We start from the raw sequence: 18,035 nt of genomic DNA on the forward strand, positions 1-18,035 counted from the left end.
GCTTACCCCCGGCCTCCGGCCTGGCTATCGGGCTTGGATGCCAGTGACTTGTCATCGAGCTCCGGGCGCACGTTCAACAAGCGCAGCGCGTCACCCATGACCCGCGAGAAGACTGGTGCCGCAACTTCCCCTCCATAATACTCCCCGCCTTTGGGCGCATCGACGGCTACAACGCAGACGATACGGGGATTCTCCACCGGAGCGATGCCGGCAAAGATGGCCTTATACTCACTGTCTTCGTAACCGTTCGCGCCAACCAGGTGGACAGTACCGGTCTTGCCACCAGCCTCGTAGAAACCGACACCGGCTCGCTTGCCCGTCCCCTCTTCAATCACCGCCTGGAGCATCTGGCGCACCTCGCCGGTTACCTTTTCGGAAATGATCCGCTGGCCCTGAGGCGGCTCATCGCGTTTCATCAGGCTCAACGGGTAGCGGACGCCACCGTTCGCCAGCACCATGTAGGCCTCGGCCAACTGCAGGGCGTTGACGCTCAGGCCGTAGCCGTAGGACAGGGCCGCCACTTCCACCGGCCGCCAGCGCGGCGGGGACGGCAGCACGCCGACGGCCTCACCCGGGAAGCCAATCCCGGTGGCCTGACCCAGTCCGACGCTGAAGAACATGTCACGGATGGCATTGCCACCCAGTTTGGCCGCAACCTTGCTGATGCCGACGTTGCTGGACTTGGCGATGATGCCCTTGAGATCCAGCACGCCGTGGTTGCCGGTGTCGCGAATTGTGAACCGCCCAAAACGCAGATAACCCGGATTGGTATCGATCCGGGTTTCCGTAGTGACCACGCCCGCCTGCAATGCGGCGGCAGCGGTTATAGGCTTTATGGTCGACCCGGGTTCGAACAAATCCGTAATAGCTTTGTTTCTCAGGTTTTTCGGATCCAGTTGGCTCCGGTCGTTGGGGTTATAGGACCCCTGGTTGACCATCGCCAGCACCTCGCCGGTGCCGGCATCAAGCATCACCAGCGTGCCTCCCCTGGCGTGGTGGGCCTGGACGACCGCTTTCAACTCTCGATAGGCCAGGTACTGAAGCCGCAAATCCAGGCTCAACTCGAGGTTCTGGCCGGGCCGGGCATCTTTGACAAGACTCAGGTCCTTGATGATGTGGCCACGCCGGTCCTTGAGCACCCGCTTGCTGCCGCGCTCGCCGCTGAGGTAGTCGTTGTAGGCTAGCTCAATGCCTTCCTGCCCCTGCTCATCGATATTGGTAAAGCCCACAACGTGAGCGGTCACTTCTCCGGCAGGGTAGTAACGACGGTACTCACGACGGCTGTAGATGCCGGCAATATCCAGCCCCATGACCTGGCGCGCCAGGGCCGGCTGAACCTTGCGGCGGACATAGATGAACTCGCGGCCGGCATAGCGCTTCAGACGTGAACGCAGACGCCCCTCACTGATACCGAGCATCCGCGCCAGGGGGGTCAGGCGGGGATCGTCGGCATCCATCTCACTGGGATTGGCCCACAGGGTCTGAACCGGCGTACTAACCGCCAGCGGTTCGCCGTGGCGGTCGGTGATCATGCCGCGATGGGCGTCGATGGTTTCGCTGCGCACGGTCCGGACATCGCCCTGCTTGCGCAGGAAGTCCTGATCCACCACGTGGAGCTCGACGAGACGACCAGCCAGCACCGCCATGACGACGAGAAAAACGCCAAGCACAGACGCATGGCGCCACGCCGAGAGCTTTGCCTTCAGCGTGGCCGTCACACCTTGTGTCGGTTTCTTCTCGGACACGGGTTACCCTGCTTCCGTCAGGTTCAAGATTCGGGGCCGCCTGGCACCAGGACGATATCCCGCTTGCCAGGCACCACCATGTTCATACCCTGCGACGCCCGCGCCTCAACACGGCTGTGCGCGCTCAGGGCGCTCTGTTCCAGCAGCAGCTGGCTCCATTCTCGCTGGTAGCCGTCACGCTGGGCCTGCAACTGCGCCAGATCGTTGAACAGCACCCGGTTTTCGTGGGCGCTGTAGACCACGCCGACCGCCGATACGACCAGCGCGGTCGCCAGGCCGGCCGATACCAGCACGTGCCGCTGCCAGAGGCCGGCAAAGATACGGCGCGACAGCCGCAGCGCGGTGGTCACCCCAACCTTCACGGTATCCGGGCGCAGTTTGCTGCGTGTCTGAACTTCGGGGCGCTCGATGGTTACGGCGGCCATATCTATTCCTCACTCTTTGCGGGTCGACGCTCGATAATCCGCATCACGGCACTGCGTGCGCGAACGTTGTCGGCCACTTCGTCTGTCTCCGCCTTGCGGGCCTTGCCCACCAGCCGGAAATCCGATTCGGTCTGGTCCGCCTTGACCGGCAGACCTCTTGGCAACTGGGGCCCTCGGGCCAGATCGCGCATGAAGCGTTTGACCATGCGATCTTCCAGCGAATGGAAACTGATCACCACCAGGCGACCGCCGGGTTCAAGACAGTCGACCGCCGCCCGCAGTCCGGTTTCCAGGTCTTCCAGTTCCCGGTTGATGAAGATCCGGATAGCCTGGAAGGTCCGGGTCGCCGGGTGCTTGTGCTTTTCCTTGCGGGGAACCGCCGCGGATACCAGCTCCGCCAGCTCCCGGGTCGTGCTCAAGGGGGTTTCCGCGCGCTGCTCGACGACGGCCCGGGCAATACGGCGGGAGAAGCGCTCCTCGCCGTACTGGAAAATCACATCCGCGATCTCGGCTTCCGGAGCCGAATTCAGCCACTCGGCAGCGCTTGGCGCCTGCTCGGGATTCATCCGCATATCCAGCGGACCCTGGCGCATGAAACTGAAACCTCGCCCGGCGTCGTCCAACTGCGGCGACGACACCCCCAAATCCATCAGCATGCCGCTGATACCGTTCCAGCCGGCGTCTTCCAGGAAACGCGGGAGTTCGGCAAATGAGCCGTGACCAATACGAAACCGGGAGTCAGCGCTCGCTAACTCCCGACCAACCGTAATGGCCTCCGGATCCTTGTCGATGCCCAAAAGCTCACCGTCCCCGGACAGGCGTTCGAGAATCAGGCGACTGTGGCCGCCGCGACCGAACGTCCCGTCCACATAGCGCCCGTCCGGCCGAACGACCAGACCGTCCACCGCTTCATCCAATAGCACCGACAGGTGTGCCGGGGCTGCCCCCTTACGCGTCGTCATAGCGAGAGGGACTCCATCTCGGGCGGCATGTCTTCATCGTCATCACCCTCGTCCAGCCAGGCGAACCAACGCTCCTCACTCCAGAGCTCCAGCTTCTTGCCCTGGCCGACGAGCATCAGCTTCTTTTCCAGTCGCGCGTAACTACGCAGCGTCGGCGGCACCAACACGCGGCCGGAACCGTCAAGTTCCAGCGGCGTAGCATGCCCCAGCATCTTGCGCTGCAGGCGGCGCGCCGCCTTGTTCATGTTCGGTAATGCTTCAATCTGCGGCCGGATCTCTTCCCACTGCGGTTCCGGATAGACCAGCAGGCAGCGCTCTTCATCGGCATTGGCGGTAAGCACAATGCGGCCACCGCAAGCCTCGGCGAGGTCCTCGCGTACACGGGTCGGGATCGCTATGCGTCCCTTTGCGTCCATGTTGATGGCGTGACTGCCGAGAAAGTTGCTCATAGTCGCTGCCGTTTAACGGCCCATTCACGGCACGCTGGCCGCCTAGTTCAGGTTGAGACAGGGCGATTTTCCCACTCTCGACCTCCGAAAACCACAAAAAACCACTTCTATCCACTTTTTCCCACTTCTGCACACTATAGAAACACGAAAAATACAATGCAAGCGCCGCCAATAGCGGCTTGCCGCAAAAACTTTCAGGTATGACAATGAGTTAGGGACAACAAAACAGACTGGATCGCAAAGTGCCGAGAAGAACCTCTGCAAAATCAATCAGCTGAAGAACAAAGCGGACAAAGAACCTTAGAGGTAAGAATTTTTCGCTATATACCTGAGAAAGGACTGGTGCCTGTACACCAGACACGAGGAAGGGAAAAAATGAGCTCGCCTGTAAGCCGGGTTCTGTCGGGGACAGTCATTCGTCTAGGGCCTGCGTCACCACAGGCCTCAAGCAACCTACCCGAGTCCAGCGCGGGCCACGCCATTGGACTCCTATTTGGTCTTGCTCCAGGTGGGGTTTACCATCGCCATGCACTGTTGCCAGGCATGCGGTGCGCTCTTACCGCACCTTTTCAACCTTACCGGCACCCGAGGGTGCTTAGGCGGTTTCCTTTCTGCTGCACTTTCCGTCGACTCGCGCCGCCCAGGCGTTACCTGGCACCTCGCCCTATGGAGCCCGGACTTTCCTCCCCCCTGGGTCGAAACCCAGAGCGGCGACTGTCCGGCGAGCTCAGGCGAGACAATACTGCGCTTGCCGCAGCGGCGCAAGCACAATCGCGCCACTCCGGCGCTGCCGGCTACTTGAGCTCCAGTGCGCGCTGATAAAGAGCGTTGCGAGCCTCACCGGTAATCTCGGCTGCCAGGCGCGCCGCCACCTTGACCGGCACCTCTTTAAGCAGCGTAGCCAGCAACCGATCGGTATCGACGGCCCGCGCCTCGCTGTCCGACTGTTCGGGCGCGCCGGCAAGCATCACCACATACTCGCCTTTTTCCGCGTAGTCATCCTGCGCCAGTTGCTCGACCACCTGCCCGGCCGAACCACTGTAATAGGTCTCGAACGCCTTGGTCAGCTCCCGGGCCAGCACCAGCGGGCGCTCGCCCCCCATCACCTCCACCAGAGTATCGACCGTTTCCCGGATGCGGTGCGGCGCCTCGTAGAACACCATGGTCCGGGGCTCCGACCGCAAGGCCATCAACGCGTCATGGCGGGCCTTGCGCTTGGTGGGCAAAAATCCCTCAAAGGTGAAGCGATCGGTGGGCAGGCCGGCGGCGCTCAGGGCCGTTACAATCGCACAGGGTCCGGGCATCGGCACCACCGGCAATCCGGCCTCGCGGGCTGCCCGCACAAGAATGAACCCCGGGTCTGAAATCAGTGGCGTGCCCGCATCGGAGACCAGCGCAATGGATTCGCCGCCGGCAAGGCGCTCCAGAACCTGTTCGTGCTTGTGGCGCTCGTTGTGTTCGTGCAGGGCCAGCAGCGGCTTGTGCAGGCCCAGAGCCTGCAGCAGGCGCTGGGTGTGGCGCGTGTCTTCCGCCGCGATGCAGTCCACACGGTCGAGCACCTCTATCGCGCGCTGACTGATGTCACCGAGATTGCCGATCGGCGTAGCGACGATATAGAGGGTCCCGGCGTCGGGAGAACGACTTGCTGGCATGGAAACAATCCTGGGAGATGATGCAGATACCCCGGGATGAAAGTAACGTCATGAGAAATCCGGGGCGAACTGGTAAACTCGCTGCTTGGTAATTTCCGGCATGATGCCCCTATTCCGCCAGCGCCACAACCGCCGGCTCGACAAGGGCCCGTCCGCCGACGCGGAGATGCCCAAATCCATGGCCATACTGTGAGCATTGCATGACGATGAGATTTCGATTTCGCATTCGCCCTGCGTTTTTCCTGGCACTGATTGTCCTGACTGCCGGTTGTAGCCCGATGGGGATCCAACCGAACGAGGCGGATACGCCGCAGGGAGCGCTGGCCATTGCCGAAGCCTCCGGCTACAGCGACACGGCACTGCGCGGCCTGCTCAGCACCGCGTCACGCTACCAGCAGGCGGGACGCCATGAGGACGCCCGGGTCATCCTTCGCAGCGACGCCTTTGCTGACGCCCAGGGCGCAACCCTGGACCAGTTCCGGCTGCTGGCCATGAACAGCATCGTCGCCCTGGACGATCGGACCTGGGCCGCCAGCTTCACCCGCGACTTGCCGGTGGAGCAGTTCTCCAGCTACCCGGCGGATCGTCAGCAAAGCGCCGTTGACCTGCAGGCGCAGACCTTCACCATCGCCGGACGCTACCTGCCGGCGGCGCAAAGCCTGATTGCATCCGCTCCACTGCGTCCGGACGCGGGCAGCCTGGCGGACAACGATCGCATCTGGCAACTGCTTAAACGGGCGTCAACCAGTCGCCTGGACCGGGAAGCACGAACCGCCATCGGCTACGAACAACAGGGCTGGCTGGAACTGGCACTGTCGCTGCGCGAGCCGGGCATCACCCTGGAAGCCCAGGGCAAGAGTATTCGCCAGTGGCAATCGAACTGGGCCGATCACCCGGCAGCACAACCACTGCCCAGCGAACTGCAATTGATTACCAACCTGTCGGGAGAACGTCCCGGCTATATCGCACTCGCCCTGCCGCTGACCGGGCCGCTGGCCGAAGCCGGTCAGGCCATTCGCGATGGTTTTTTCGCCGCCTACTATGAGGACGACCAGTCGGACGCGGACACCCAGACGCGCGTCCGCGTCTTCGATACCCACGCCGCCGACTTCCCCGCCATCTACGACCAGATCGATGGCACCCGGCCGGACCTGGTGGTCGGCCCGCTGGACAAGTCAGCCCTCAACACCCTGACCAACCGGACGTCACTGCCCACCCCGGTGCTGGCCCTCAATTACCTGGAAGGCGGTCAGGATCATCCGGCCCAGCTGTTCCAGTACGGCCTGTCCGCCGAAGACGAAGCACGCCAGATTGCCGACCGCCTGATAGCGGACGATCGCCCCCAGGCCGTTGCCCTGATCCCCTGGGGAGACTGGGGTGACCGTGTGGAAAGCGCACTGGTCAAACGCATGAACGAGAACGGCGGCAAGATTCTGGACATTGTCCGTTACGATCGGGAAGAGGACCTGCGCAAGACCGTCGCAGACCTGTTCGATATCAACAGCAGCCGTCAGCGAGCGATCAACATCGAACACACCATCGCACTGAACGTGGAATTTGAACCGCGCCGGCGGCAGGACATCGACGCCGTCGTTCTGGTCGCCTCGCCCACCATCGGCCGCCAGTTCAACCCGCTGTTTGCGTTCTATTTCGGTGGCGACCTGCCGGTGTACGCGCCGTCCACGATCTACACCGGAACGCCGGACGCCTCCCGCGATGGCGACCTGGAGCGGGTGCGCTTCACCGATATCCCGTGGATGCTCAATCCGGACTCCGCGCGCCGCCAGCGCACCTCGGCCGCCCTGCCGAACGCAACCCAGCGCTATGGCCGTTTGTTCGCCATGGGAATGGATGCCTATGCCCTGTCGTCCAAACTGCAGCTGCTGTCGCAAGTCGAGGGCAGCGACATCGAAGGCCTGACCGGCACGCTGAGCATGACGCCCGAAGGCATCGTCCGACGCCAGCAACAGTGGGCCATCTTCCAGCAGGGGGTGCCGACGAGACTGGAGACGCCAACCGATCCATCGGAAGACACCCCGATTGATCCGCAGGACACCCTGCAGCCAACGGACCGGTAAAATCATGAGCCAGACCAGGGACGGTCGGCGGAGACAGGGCCAGGAAGCCGAAGAGGCGGCGGCCCGTTATCTGACGCGTAAAGGATTGAAGGTCGTCACGCGCAACTTTCATTGCCGTGGCGGCGAACTCGATATTGTGGCGTGGGACGCAGAAACCTTGGTTTTCGTCGAGGTTCGCTTCCGCGGTAACGGCAGCTTCGAGAACCCGATGGAATCGGTGACGCCAAACAAGCAGCAGCGCGTGATTCGCGCCGCTTCGGTCTACCTGCAGAAACAGGGGCTGTGGCAGGCCCCCTGCCGGTTCGACGTCATCGCCATCACTCCCGGACGCTGGCGCCGCTTTCGCGCACAGTGGATTCAACATGCATTTGACGCTACCCAATGACTGAACAAAGCCCGGATTTCCTGATCAATTCCATGTTCGCCGAACACATGGAGAACGCTGCGCACACCGCCGGTGAGCTTGGCCCCGCCCTGATTGAAGTGGCGGACACACTGGTCAACTCGCTGCTCACGGACGCCAAGATCCTGATGTGCGCGAACGGCAGCGCCAACTGCCTGACGCAGTACTTCTGCACCAACCTGCTCAATCGATTCGACCAGGACCGCCCGGCGTTACCCGCGATGAATCTGGGTGCCGATGCCACGACCTTTTCGGCCATCTGCCGGGACAATCGATTCAACGAGACGTTTTCCCGCCAGGTCCGCGCCCTGGGCAAAGAGGGCGACACGCTGTTTGTGATCGTCGATGACGGCCACAAGGCCAACCTCATCCAGGCCATCCAGGCTGCTCACGACCGGGGCATGAAAGTCGTGGTACTGAGCGCGCGGGAGAAGACCGACGTCACCTCACTGCTGCACCCCGATGACCATGAGATCGCCCTGCATAACCTCAGCCCCGCGCAGGCCACCAGCGTCTTCGTCCTTGTGCTCAACGCCCTCTGCGCCCTGATCGACCACAAGATCTTCGGCGGCTGAGCATAGCGCCCACCACGCAGGCACAAAAAAGCCGACCCGAGGGTCGGCTTTTGCTTGCGCCGTATAACAGCGTGAGGGCTACTTCACGACTTTAAGGCTCGGCTTGCCGGAAGGGCGTTCGGGCTGACGCTGCCCCTCGTCCGGATCCGTGCCCGTGCCGTCCGGGTCCGGAGTGCCCGGCTCGCTGCCAAACACCATCCCTTCACCGTTTTCCCGCGCGTAGATGGCAAGCACCGCCACCAGCGGCACAGAAACCTGCATGGGAACGCCGCCGAAGCGCGCGCTGAACTCCAGGGCACTGTTGCCAATCATCAACCCCTTGACCGCAGTCGGGCTGATATTCAGCACGATTTGCCCGTTGGCAACATGCTCGGCCGGCACCTGCACGCCCTGGATACTGGCATCCACCAGGATATAGGGAGTGCAGTTGTTGTCGAGAATCCACTCATTGAAAGCCCGCACCAGATAGGGACGGCTCGAAGTCATTCTGAATGCCTTGTCAGACATAACATCTCCCACTCAGGCTCGGATACAAGTCGATCGCTTAGCTGCGAATGTCTTCTTCCAGGTCGGACAGGCTCGCCTTGAAGCCTTCCCGCTGGAACAGGCGCTCCATGTACTTCAGCAGCGGCTTGGCCTGCTTCTCGGGCAGTTCGATTCCCAGGGCCGGCAGGCGCCACAGGATCGGTCCAATGCAGCAGTCGACGATGGTGAATTCCTCGGACAGGAAAAACGGCATTTCGCCGAACAGGGGCGCCGTTGCCAGCAGGCTTTCACGCAGTTCCTTGCGAGCCGCCTCAGATGCCTTGGCGTTGGGCTGCGCCAGGATCTGGTCCACCAGGCCACACCAGTCTTTCTGGATCCGGTGGATCATCAGGCGGCTGTTGGCCCGCGCCACCGGGTACACCGGCAGCAGCGGCGGGTGCGGGAAACGCTCGTCGAGGTACTCCATCATGATGTTCGGCTCATAGAGTACCAGGTCACGATCGACCAGGGTCGGCAACGCGTTATACGGATTCAGGTCGGAGAGTTCCTCCGGCGGGTTGTCAGGATCGACGTCGACAACGTCGACCGTGACGCCTTTCTCGGCAAGTACAATACGCACCCGGTGGCTGTAATGGCTGGCCGGATCAGAAAAAAACGTCATTGATGACCGCTTGGTCACAACGCCCATAGAACTACTCCACGATTACATGAACACAGAGGTGGCAAAACGGAAAATCCAGCGGCAAGCCAACTGGCTCCCGCTGGGATCGGTGAAAACTGCCATTATACCTGATTCTTTAGTGTACGTCTTTCCAGTACTCGCGATTGAGCAGGTAGGCAAACACGAAGAAAATCGCGATAAAGATCAGAACAAACAGCCCCAGCCGCTCTCGCTCCAGTTTGACCGGGTCCCCCATGTAAGACAGGAAATTGGTCAGATCATACATGGCGGCGTCATACTCCTTGGGCGTCATCGAGCCTTCGGTGGCCCACTCGGGGCAGACCGTGTCATTGACGACGCTGCCACTGAGCGGATCGACGCTGGCGCGCCCGCCGATCTGAGGCTCCACGGCGCACAGCCCCTGCAGGTCCACCAACACATGCGGCATGCCGACGTTGGAAAACACGACGTTGTTGACCCCCAGCGGACGGGATTCATCCTTGTAAAAGCCACGCATATAGGAGTAGATCCAGTCCTCACCGCGCAGCCGCGACTCCAGCGTCAGGTCCGGCGGCGGGTTGCCGAACCAGGCCTTGGCCTGCTCCTTGTCCATACTGATCTTCATCAACTCGCCAATCTTGGCGCCGGTGAAAATCAGGTTCTCCTCGTAGAGCTCCTCGGGGATCCCCAGGTCATTGGCCACCCGCTTGTACCGGGCATACTCCATGGAATGGCACCCCATGCAGTAATTGGTAAACAGGGCCGCGCCCCTCTGCAGGGAGGATTTATTGGCATGGTCCGGCTCCATGTGGTCAAGCGGAATGCCGGCCCCACCTGCGGCCAGAGTCAGGGCCGGCAGGCACATTATGAAAAAACCCGCAATCAGTTGTCTCATCAGCCTGTCACCCTTTCCGGTACCGGTTTTGTTGTTTCCATCCTTGTGTAGAACGGCATCAGGATAAAGTAGAGAAAGTACAGGACGGTCAACAGCTGGGCCAACGCGGTCCGACCAGCAGTGGCCGGCATGATTCCGAGATAGCCGAGAATCACAAAACTGATGGCAAATACCGCCAGGGCGATCTTGCTGGGCAGGCCCTTGTAACGGATCGACCGCACTGGACTTCGGTCCAGCCAGGGCAACACGAACAGGATGGCGATGGCCGCCCCCATGACCACCACGCCCCAGAACTTCGCCGGCAAGCCGAACAGATCCACCGTGACCGCACGCAACATGGCGTAGAAAGGCGTGAAGTACCAGACCGGCGCAATGTGCTCAGGTGTCTTGAGTGCGTTGGCCGGCTCGAAGTTGGGCTTTTCGAGAAACAGGCCGCCCATTTCGGGGAAGAAGAAGACCACCACGCAGAATATAAACAGGAAAACCCCGACCCCAAGCAGGTCGTGCACGGTGTAATAGGGATGAAACGGGATACCGTCTTTGGGAATACCGTTTTCGTCCTTGTTCTTCTTGATGTCGATTCCGTCCGGGTTGTTGGAACCAACCTCATGCAAAGCCAGGATATGCAGTACCACCAGCCCAAGGAGCACGATCGGCAGGGCAATGACGTGCAGGGCAAAGAACCGGTTAAGCGTGATGCCGGAGATCAGATAGTCGCCGCGGATCCAGAGGGACAGGTCCTCACCGATCACCGGGATGGCACCGAACAGGTTGACGATAACCTGCGCTCCCCAGTAGGACATCTGCCCCCAGGGCAGCAGGTAACCCATGAACGCTTCCGCCATCAATACCAGGTAGATCAGCATCCCGAAGATCCAGATCAGTTCCCGGGGCTTTTGATAGGAACCGTACATCAACCCGCGGAACATATGCAGGTAGACCACGACGAAAAAGGCCGAGGCGCCGGTCGAGTGCAGGTATCGCAGCAACCAGCCCCACTCCACATCCCGCATGATGTATTCGACGGATGCAAACGCGCCCTCAGCGGAGGGGTTATAGCTCATCGTCAGCCAGATTCCGGTCACCAGTTGGTTAACCAGGACCAGCATCGCCAGTGACCCGAAGAAGTACCAGATGTTGAAGTTCTTGGGGGCGTAGTACTGGCCGAGATGCTTGTTATAGGCATCGATGATCGGGAGTCGTGCATCAATCCACTTTATGAGCTTCTGCATCACGCGGCCTCCGGATCCAGTCCAACGGTCAGGGTGTTGTCGGAATCATAGCGGTAAGGCGGGACTTCCAGATTCAGGGGCGCAGGCTGACTGGAATAGACCCGGCCCGCGAGGTCGTAATGGGATCCGTGGCAGGGACAAAAGAAACCGCCCAGCCAGTCATCCCCGAGATCGGCAGGCGCCACTTCCGGCCGGTAGCTCGGCACACAGCCAAGATGGGTACAGATTCCGACCAGAACGGCAATATCAGGTTTCAGCGAGCGGTAGACGCTCTCTATATAGGAAGGCTGCTGGGAAGCCTGCGTCGACTCGGGGTCCTTGACGCGATCGTTCAGCTTTTCGATGCTTTCCAGCATCTCGTCGGTGCGGCGCACGATCCACACCGGTTTGCCCCGCCACTCAACCGTTACTTGCTGGCCGGGCTCTAATTTCGCAATGTTGACCGAGACCGGCGCGCCTGCGGCCTCCGCTTTTGCACTTGGGTTCCAGGATGCTACGAAAGGCACTGCTGCCCCCACGACGCCGATACCTCCCACTGCGGAGGTCGCCCCAATGAGGAATCGACGCCGGCTGCGGCTCACGTCGCCGTTATTCATTATAGTTTTCTCCCATCAGGCGATGCGAAGCTGATTTTTATAGGCCGCACATCGTATTAGACTTCACAACCCGAAAATGAGTCCGAAAAAATGGTAATGAAATAACCAAACCCTGACAAGCTGACGCCGGCGGGGCCCAAACCTTGCTACCCCCGCCGGCAAGTTTGCATCAACCCGAAGTGTAGACAAAAAAAAGCCCGGTAAAACCGGGCTTTTTCGAAAAAGCAGCGCTGGATCAACGCTTGGAGTACTGAGGACGCTTACGCGCTTTCCGCAGACCCACTTTCTTACGCTCAACACCACGCGCGTCACGGGTAACGTAGCCCGCTTTGCGAAGGGTCGGACGCAGGGATTCATCGTAATCCATCAGGGCACGAGTCAGACCGTGGCGAATGGCGCCGGCCTGGCCACTGGTGCCACCGCCTTCTACAGTGATCTTGATGTCAAAACGCTCTTCTGACTCGGTCAGAACCAGCGGCTGACGAACAATCATCTGCAGGGTTTCGCGACCAAAGAACTGCTCAATGGTGCGGTTGTTGATGGTGATGTTGCCGCTACCCGGCTTGATGAATACACGCGCCGCGGAAGTTTTGCGGCGACCAGTACCGTAATTTTGTGCTACAGACATATTCGCCTTCCGTTAGATGTCGAGTTCTTTGGGCTGCTGGGCTGCATGCGGATGCTCAGCACCGGCGTAGATTTTCAGCTTCTTGAACATGGCGCGACCCAGCGGTCCCTTCGGCAGCATGCCCTTGACGGAATGCGCGATCACCTGTTCAGGCGCCTTGTCGATCAGCTTCTCGAAGTTGATCTCACGGATACCACCCGGGAACCCGGTGTGGTGGTAATACTTTTTAGCACCGGCTTTCTTACCAGTCACACGAACCTGCTCAGCGTTGATCACAACGATGTAATCGCCCGTGTCGACGTGGGGAGTATATTCCGGCTTATGCTTGCCCCGCAGACGAAGGGCGATTTCGGTTGACAGACGACCCAGCGTCTTGCCGGCTGCGTCCACAACGTACCAGTCACGCTTTACGCTTTCTGGTTTCGCACTCAGAGTCTTCATTGATTCCGCCTTGTACGCTTAAAACGAACGTTAAAGATCACCGCAAACCAGCGCCATGCGCTATACGGAGACCTTCGACCATATTTACTTGTGGCGGTGCACCATTCGGGGCTGAGATGGATACATCGCCTTGAAAAGCCAGGGCGCGAAGTATACAGGGTCGAACCAGTGGTGCCAAGCCCCTTTTCACGCCCAATTATGCCGACCAAGTCAGTGCCAGTGGGTTCCGTAGAGGGCTTCCACGTTACGCTGGAGCTGTTCCCGGATCCGCGCCTCGGGCTCGTCCCGCAGGTCACACAGGGCCCGGAACACCCGCGGCAGCGCGGTCGGTGCGTTATCACCTTTGGCGACACCTTCCGGCGGCATGTCCGGCGCGTCAGTTTCGAGCACCAGGTGGTCAAGCGGAGCGCGGGCCAGCGCACGCCGGGTTTTCGCCGCCCGGTGATAGGTAATTACCCCACCCACGCCCAGGAAACACCCCTGGCGAACCAGCGCCAGCGCCTGCTCCGGACTGCCAGAAAAGCCGTGGACAAGACTCCGGCCGCTAAACTGGCGGCGGCGCAGGCACGCGCCCACCTCGTCGTGGGTTCGCACCGAGTGGATAACCAGCGGCATGGCGCAGGCCGCAGCGATGTCAATCTGGGCCTCGAACCAGGGCAGCTGCTGTTCCAGATCCCCCCGGAGGCGGTCCAATCCGCACTCCCCCAGCGCGACACAGCCTTCGGGAGAGCTGGCAAGCCGCGCTTCCAGGCCCTTCAGATCGTCAGGGCCATGCTCGCCAATGAACCAGGGATGAATCCCGAGGCAGTAACGCAACGCCGGGGACTCGGACGCAGCAATCTCAACGCGATCCCAGTCACGGGCCCTTACTCCGGGAATAACCAGCCCGGCCACTCCCGCAGAGCGACACTCATCCAGCACCGCTGCGCGCCGGCCGTCAAAGCAGGGGTAGTCAAAATGACAGTGGGCATCGATCAGCATGGCAGATCCCGCCCGGCTCAGTGCTCCCGGGTCTTGTTGAACTTCACGTCCGGATGGCGTTCCTGGGCCAGTTGCAGGTTGACCATCGTCGGCGCGATATAGGTTAGCCGGTCGCTGCCGTCCAGCGCCAGATTGTCGTACGCCTTGCGCTCGAACTGATCCAGGGTTTTGGCATCTTCGCAGGTAACCCAGCGGGCGGTGGCGACGTTGATGGGCTCGTAGACGGCCTCTACCTTGTATTCGCTTTTCAGTCGCGCCACGACCACATCGAACTGCAGGACACCGACCGCACCGACGATCAGGTCGTTATTCTTCATCGGTCGAAAAACCTGCACGGCGCCTTCCTCGGACAGCTGGATCAGTCCCTTTTGCAGCTGCTTGGCCTTGAGCGGGTCCTTGAGCTGGATCCGCCGGAACAACTCCGGAGCGAAGTTGGGGATGCCGGTAAACTTCATGTTCTCGCCGGCGGTGAACGTGTCGCCCAACTGGATGGTGCCGTGATTGTGCAGGCCGATAATATCGCCAGCATAGGCTTCGTCGGCCTGGGTCCGGTCTCCGGCCATGAACGTCAACGCGTCGGCCAGGCGCACGTCTTTACCGATACGCGAATGCCGCGCTTTCATGCCCTGGCTGTAACGGCCGGACACGATACGCAGGAAGGCAACCCGGTCCCGGTGCTGCGGGTCCATGTTCGCCTGGATTTTGAACACAAAGCCCGAGAACCCGTCTTCGGCCGGCTCGACCTGGCGCTGATCGGTCGCGCGCGGCTGCGGTGACGGCGCCCACTCGACCAGTCCATCCAGCATATGATCCACGCCAAAATTACCCAGTGCCGTACCGAAGAACACCGGCGTCAGCTCGCCCTTCAGGAAGGCCTCCAGGTCAAACTCGTGGGAAGCGCCCTTGACCAGTTCGATCTCGTCGCGCAGGTCCTGGGCGTAGGCGCCGATGGCCTCATCAAGCTCGGGGCTGTCGAGGCCGCTGATGACCCGTTTCTCCTGGATCGTATGACCCTGGCCACTCTGGTACAGGATCACCTCATCACGCAGCAGGTGGTAGACGCCCTTGAAGTTCTTACCCATACCGATCGGCCAGGTGACCGGCGCGCAGGCGATCTTGAGAACGTCCTCCACCTCATCCATCAGCTCGATCGGGTCCCGGGTATCCCGGTCCAGCTTGTTCATGAACGTGAGAATCGGGGTGTCGCGCAGGCGAGTGACTTCCATCAGCTTGATGGTTCTCTCCTCGACACCCTTGGCGCTGTCGATGACCATCAGACAGGAGTCGACGGCCGTGAGCGTGCGATAGGTGTCCTCCGAGAAGTCCTCGTGACCCGGCGTATCCAGCAGGTTCACCAGCTTGTCGGAATAGGGAAACTGCATGACGGATGTCGTAACGGAAATCCCCCGCTCCTTCTCCATCTCCATCCAGTCGGACTTGGCGTGCTGACCGGATTTCTTGCCCTTGACCGTCCCCGCGGTCTGTAGCGCCTGACCGAAGAGCAGGACTTTCTCGGTGATGGTGGTCTTACCGGCGTCCGGGTGCGAGATGATCGCAAACGTCCGACGCTTTTCGATTTCCGCGGGAAGCGACGTCATAGTGATAACAGCCTGAAAGTTGGAACCAATGAACTGGAAAGCCCACCATTATAAATTCTGAGGCGCGCAGACGCGAACCATCAGAGATAGCGGCTTTCATCGAGGGTGATCAGGCGTTGCGGGTGGAAGATCATCAGCCCGGCAACCACAACGCCGTTTACAAAAGCTTCCGGCAACATAATCAGAGGCAGGTAACGGAGATACTCGTGGACCAGCACGCGCCAGGAATAGACATCCGCAAGCCAGAGCAACAACACCATCAATAACCCGCTGCCGGGAAAAGCCAGCGCAGCCCCAAAAAAGCCGCAGAAAAACAGGTAGACGAAAAACAGGCGAAATCCGCGGCGGCGCTCCCAGAGCATCACTTCATAGCTCACCAAAGCGGGCATTACGACGGTGACCAGCCCACTGATGCCGAACGTCGAAAGAGCTTCATCCCCAGGAGATGGCTCGTTAGCCCCAGGGATAGACCGGCCCGCAGCTGCCATAACAGAAACAGCAGCAGGACGCTGGCAAAGAAGCTGTGCTGAAAAAGACGTTCGACGGCCACCTGATCCCAGTCAGCCTCACGAACGGCCCATACCACCACACCGAGCAGGGCGATGTTCGTCAACCATAGCCAGACCGATGAGAAAAGCTTTGGCGTGATGCCCACGTCAGCCTACCGGAGCTTCCAGGGCGAAGACCAGGGCATCTTCCCGCTCCGGTACGCCCGGATAGTACCCCCGGCGCTCACCAATCTGTTCGAACCCTTCGGAGCGGTACAGTCCGGCAGCCACCTGATTAGAGCGCCGAACCTCGAGAATGAGCCGCTGCATGCCATCGCCGAAAGACTCACGGAGGAGGTGGCGTAGCAGGCGGCGCCCCGCTCCCACACCGCGATAGTCTCTCGCGACACACAGGTTCAGGAGGTGGGCTTCGTCGAAAAGGTAGGCAACGACGGCGTATCCGGCCAGCGCCTCGCCATCGGACAACCGCCATAGCCGATAGTCCGGGCGGAAACAGTCGCGGAAAACAGATTCCTTCCAGGGGTGGGAATAGCCGCCGCGCTCGACTTCCATCACCGCAGGCAGGTCTTCCAACTGCAGAGGGGAAATACCCCAGTCGTTTTTCAAACCAATACGGTAGGCGTCACCGGCGCTCATCACGATACCCCGGACACCTGGTCCTGAAGCAGCGTCCAGAGCGCCCGCTTGCGGGCAGGATCGGCGGCGAGGGCGGCCAGTGAGTCCTCTCCGGACAGCCGGTCGTCTGCACCTGACAAGTGAGCCAGAAGCGCTTTATCGGTTCCTTGCTCCTCATGAAGAGCGCCCAGACACACCAGGCGACGCTCGCCAATGATCGATTCACGCAGCGCTTCCAGCAAACGTTCAAGCTGCTGCCCACCGCCCCGCATAACTCTCGGATTGTTGAAAACCGGCCACCCCAGCCGCCGATGCTGCACGTCATCGTCGCCCAAGGCACGCAGAATGTTCTCCGCCAGTTGTGACTGCAGCTCGGCACTGACCTCCCCGGACAGAGCGCTAAGCAGCGTAAACCGCTTCCCGCTCCAGACACCCATGTCCAGGCTGACGTTGTCGAGCGGTGAGGCAGCGACCGTTTCCGCAGGGGATTCCTGGGGGGCAGTCGAAGCCATCCCAGGCTTATTTTCTGTCTCTGCCGCGGGCCTGGCGACCTCCCGGGGTGAAGGCGCATCTTGAGCGGCCGGCTTCTCTGGAGTCGCCGGCTCCTTGCCGTCGTCGATACTCTGCATCAACGCCTTGACACTGCCCTTGCTCGCGGGCGGACGGACTAGCGCCGATGAGCGGTCCGGAACCTCTTCAGGTGCTTCCGGCTCGCTGAAGTCGAGATCCGGCGTCGGAGCCGCCCCCGGTACAGCCGATCGCGCATACCAGAGCTGTATGCCCATACGCGAGAGGTAGTACTGACGTTCGGCTTCGGTCGGTGTCATAGGGTCCTGATCGGTTTCCGGTGCGTACCCGGCATCCCTGGGAGGGCGCGAGCATTTGGAATGATGCGGGGATGATATAACCCTGGAAGCGGTGCGTCCATTGGGTGTTGGTGTAGGTAGCGGTGTGGCGATGACCTACTGTGCTCACGGCTGTCGGCGTTTGTAGCGCCCCGGGAGGTCCGGGCCGGCAGCGCGGAGCGCTGCGGACGATGACCCGGCCCCCACCGAGACGGTGGGGGCGCGCTTCGCTGGCCGAGCGGTGCTCGTCCTGCCTGAC

Annotated in this window: 21 protein-coding genes and 1 other RNA gene; 3 read left to right on the forward strand and 19 right to left on the reverse strand. The window is 61.0% G+C overall.

The window, feature by feature from the left end:
- Positions 1–2 precede the first annotated feature (2 nt).
- The 6 genes from GQB00_RS16285 to rsmI all read right to left on the reverse strand — a co-directional run bounded on the left by GQB00_RS16285 (position 3) and on the right by rsmI (position 5,233).
- Positions 3–1,745, reverse strand: a complete 1,743-nt coding sequence (locus GQB00_RS16285; protein WP_228160669.1) for a peptidoglycan D,D-transpeptidase FtsI family protein — start codon at positions 1,743–1,745, stop codon at positions 3–5.
- Positions 1,746–1,768: 23 nt separating this feature from the next.
- A complete protein-coding gene (ftsL, locus tag GQB00_RS16290; RefSeq protein ID WP_165857071.1) occupies positions 1,769–2,170 on the reverse strand; it encodes a cell division protein FtsL in 402 nt (133 codons plus the stop codon).
- Positions 2,171–2,172: 2 nt separating this feature from the next.
- On the reverse strand, positions 2,173–3,132 hold the full coding sequence (gene rsmH / locus GQB00_RS16295) for a 16S rRNA (cytosine(1402)-N(4))-methyltransferase RsmH (protein WP_165857072.1): 960 nt from the start codon (positions 3,130–3,132) through the stop codon (positions 2,173–2,175).
- The gene (gene mraZ, locus GQB00_RS16300; RefSeq protein ID WP_111497301.1) at positions 3,129–3,581 is read right to left on the reverse strand and encodes a division/cell wall cluster transcriptional repressor MraZ; all 453 of its coding nucleotides are present in this window, start codon (positions 3,579–3,581) and stop codon (positions 3,129–3,131) included. The genes rsmH and mraZ overlap by 4 nt, the downstream gene beginning before the upstream one ends.
- A gap of 372 nt (positions 3,582–3,953) precedes the next feature.
- An RNA gene (gene rnpB, locus GQB00_RS16305) (RNase P RNA component class A) lies at positions 3,954–4,311 on the reverse strand.
- A 64-nt stretch (positions 4,312–4,375) separates the two neighbouring features.
- Positions 4,376–5,233 carry a 16S rRNA (cytidine(1402)-2'-O)-methyltransferase gene (gene rsmI / locus GQB00_RS16310; protein ID WP_207950815.1) on the reverse strand — a complete coding sequence of 286 codons (858 nt, stop codon included), beginning with the start codon at positions 5,231–5,233 and terminating at the stop codon, positions 4,376–4,378.
- Positions 5,234–5,511: 278 nt separating this feature from the next.
- Between rsmI and GQB00_RS16315 the strand changes: the two genes are divergently transcribed.
- The 3 genes from GQB00_RS16315 to GQB00_RS16325 are packed head-to-tail and all read left to right on the forward strand — an operon-like array spanning position 5,512 to position 8,289.
- Positions 5,512–7,311, forward strand: a complete 1,800-nt coding sequence (locus tag GQB00_RS16315; protein WP_165857073.1) for a penicillin-binding protein activator — start codon at positions 5,512–5,514, stop codon at positions 7,309–7,311.
- Positions 7,312–7,315: 4 nt separating this feature from the next.
- Complete coding sequence (locus GQB00_RS16320; RefSeq protein WP_111497298.1) at positions 7,316–7,696, forward strand: YraN family protein; 381 nt, start codon at positions 7,316–7,318, stop codon at positions 7,694–7,696.
- Positions 7,693–8,289 (forward strand): D-sedoheptulose-7-phosphate isomerase, encoded by a 597-nt coding sequence (locus GQB00_RS16325; protein ID WP_111497297.1) that lies wholly within the window; start codon positions 7,693–7,695, stop codon positions 8,287–8,289. Before GQB00_RS16320 ends, GQB00_RS16325 begins: the two co-directional genes overlap by 4 nt.
- Positions 8,290–8,367: 78 nt before the next feature.
- Here the strand turns inward: GQB00_RS16325 and GQB00_RS16330 are convergent, their stop codons facing one another.
- From GQB00_RS16330 to GQB00_RS16385, 13 genes are all read right to left on the reverse strand, one after another.
- A complete protein-coding gene (locus GQB00_RS16330; RefSeq protein ID WP_204355859.1) occupies positions 8,368–8,775 on the reverse strand; it encodes a ClpXP protease specificity-enhancing factor in 408 nt (135 codons plus the stop codon).
- A 58-nt stretch (positions 8,776–8,833) separates the two neighbouring features.
- The gene (locus GQB00_RS16335) at positions 8,834–9,463 is read right to left on the reverse strand and encodes a glutathione S-transferase N-terminal domain-containing protein (RefSeq protein WP_111497295.1); all 630 of its coding nucleotides are present in this window, start codon (positions 9,461–9,463) and stop codon (positions 8,834–8,836) included.
- A gap of 109 nt (positions 9,464–9,572) precedes the next feature.
- Positions 9,573–10,331 (reverse strand): cytochrome c1, encoded by a 759-nt coding sequence (locus GQB00_RS16340; protein WP_165857074.1) that lies wholly within the window; start codon positions 10,329–10,331, stop codon positions 9,573–9,575.
- Positions 10,331–11,563, reverse strand: a complete 1,233-nt coding sequence (locus tag GQB00_RS16345) for a cytochrome b (RefSeq protein WP_165857075.1) — start codon at positions 11,561–11,563, stop codon at positions 10,331–10,333. Before GQB00_RS16345 ends, GQB00_RS16340 begins: the two co-directional genes overlap by 1 nt.
- The gene (gene petA / locus GQB00_RS16350; protein WP_111497292.1) at positions 11,563–12,159 is read right to left on the reverse strand and encodes a ubiquinol-cytochrome c reductase iron-sulfur subunit; all 597 of its coding nucleotides are present in this window, start codon (positions 12,157–12,159) and stop codon (positions 11,563–11,565) included. Before petA ends, GQB00_RS16345 begins: the two co-directional genes overlap by 1 nt.
- Before the next feature lie 235 nt (positions 12,160–12,394).
- Positions 12,395–12,787, reverse strand: coding sequence for a 30S ribosomal protein S9 (gene rpsI / locus GQB00_RS16355; protein WP_111497291.1), 393 nt, complete (start codon positions 12,785–12,787; stop codon positions 12,395–12,397).
- Positions 12,788–12,799: 12 nt separating this feature from the next.
- Positions 12,800–13,228 carry a 50S ribosomal protein L13 gene (rplM, locus tag GQB00_RS16360; protein ID WP_111497290.1) on the reverse strand — a complete coding sequence of 143 codons (429 nt, stop codon included), beginning with the start codon at positions 13,226–13,228 and terminating at the stop codon, positions 12,800–12,802.
- Between the two features lie 210 nt (positions 13,229–13,438).
- Entirely contained in the window at positions 13,439–14,209 is a 771-nt protein-coding gene (locus GQB00_RS16365) for a TatD family hydrolase (RefSeq protein WP_165857076.1), read from the reverse strand.
- A 17-nt stretch (positions 14,210–14,226) separates the two neighbouring features.
- The gene (gene prfC, locus GQB00_RS16370; RefSeq protein WP_165857077.1) at positions 14,227–15,807 is read right to left on the reverse strand and encodes a peptide chain release factor 3; all 1,581 of its coding nucleotides are present in this window, start codon (positions 15,805–15,807) and stop codon (positions 14,227–14,229) included.
- 80 nt (positions 15,808–15,887) lie between these two features.
- Positions 15,888–16,196 carry a hypothetical protein gene (locus GQB00_RS21890; protein ID WP_228276828.1) on the reverse strand — a complete coding sequence of 103 codons (309 nt, stop codon included), beginning with the start codon at positions 16,194–16,196 and terminating at the stop codon, positions 15,888–15,890.
- Complete coding sequence (locus tag GQB00_RS21895) at positions 16,196–16,462, reverse strand: hypothetical protein (protein ID WP_228276829.1); 267 nt, start codon at positions 16,460–16,462, stop codon at positions 16,196–16,198. Before GQB00_RS21895 ends, GQB00_RS21890 begins: the two co-directional genes overlap by 1 nt.
- Position 16,463: 1 nt before the next feature.
- Positions 16,464–16,952 (reverse strand): ribosomal protein S18-alanine N-acetyltransferase, encoded by a 489-nt coding sequence (gene rimI / locus GQB00_RS16380; protein ID WP_165857078.1) that lies wholly within the window; start codon positions 16,950–16,952, stop codon positions 16,464–16,466.
- The gene (locus GQB00_RS16385) at positions 16,952–17,758 is read right to left on the reverse strand and encodes a hypothetical protein (RefSeq protein ID WP_165857079.1); all 807 of its coding nucleotides are present in this window, start codon (positions 17,756–17,758) and stop codon (positions 16,952–16,954) included. The genes rimI and GQB00_RS16385 overlap by 1 nt, the downstream gene beginning before the upstream one ends.
- Positions 17,759–18,035 lie beyond the last annotated feature (277 nt).

Source organism: Marinobacter sp. JSM 1782161, from assembly GCF_011421605.1.
GTDB classification, from domain to species: Bacteria; Pseudomonadota; Gammaproteobacteria; order Pseudomonadales; family Oleiphilaceae; genus Marinobacter_A; species Marinobacter_A bohaiensis.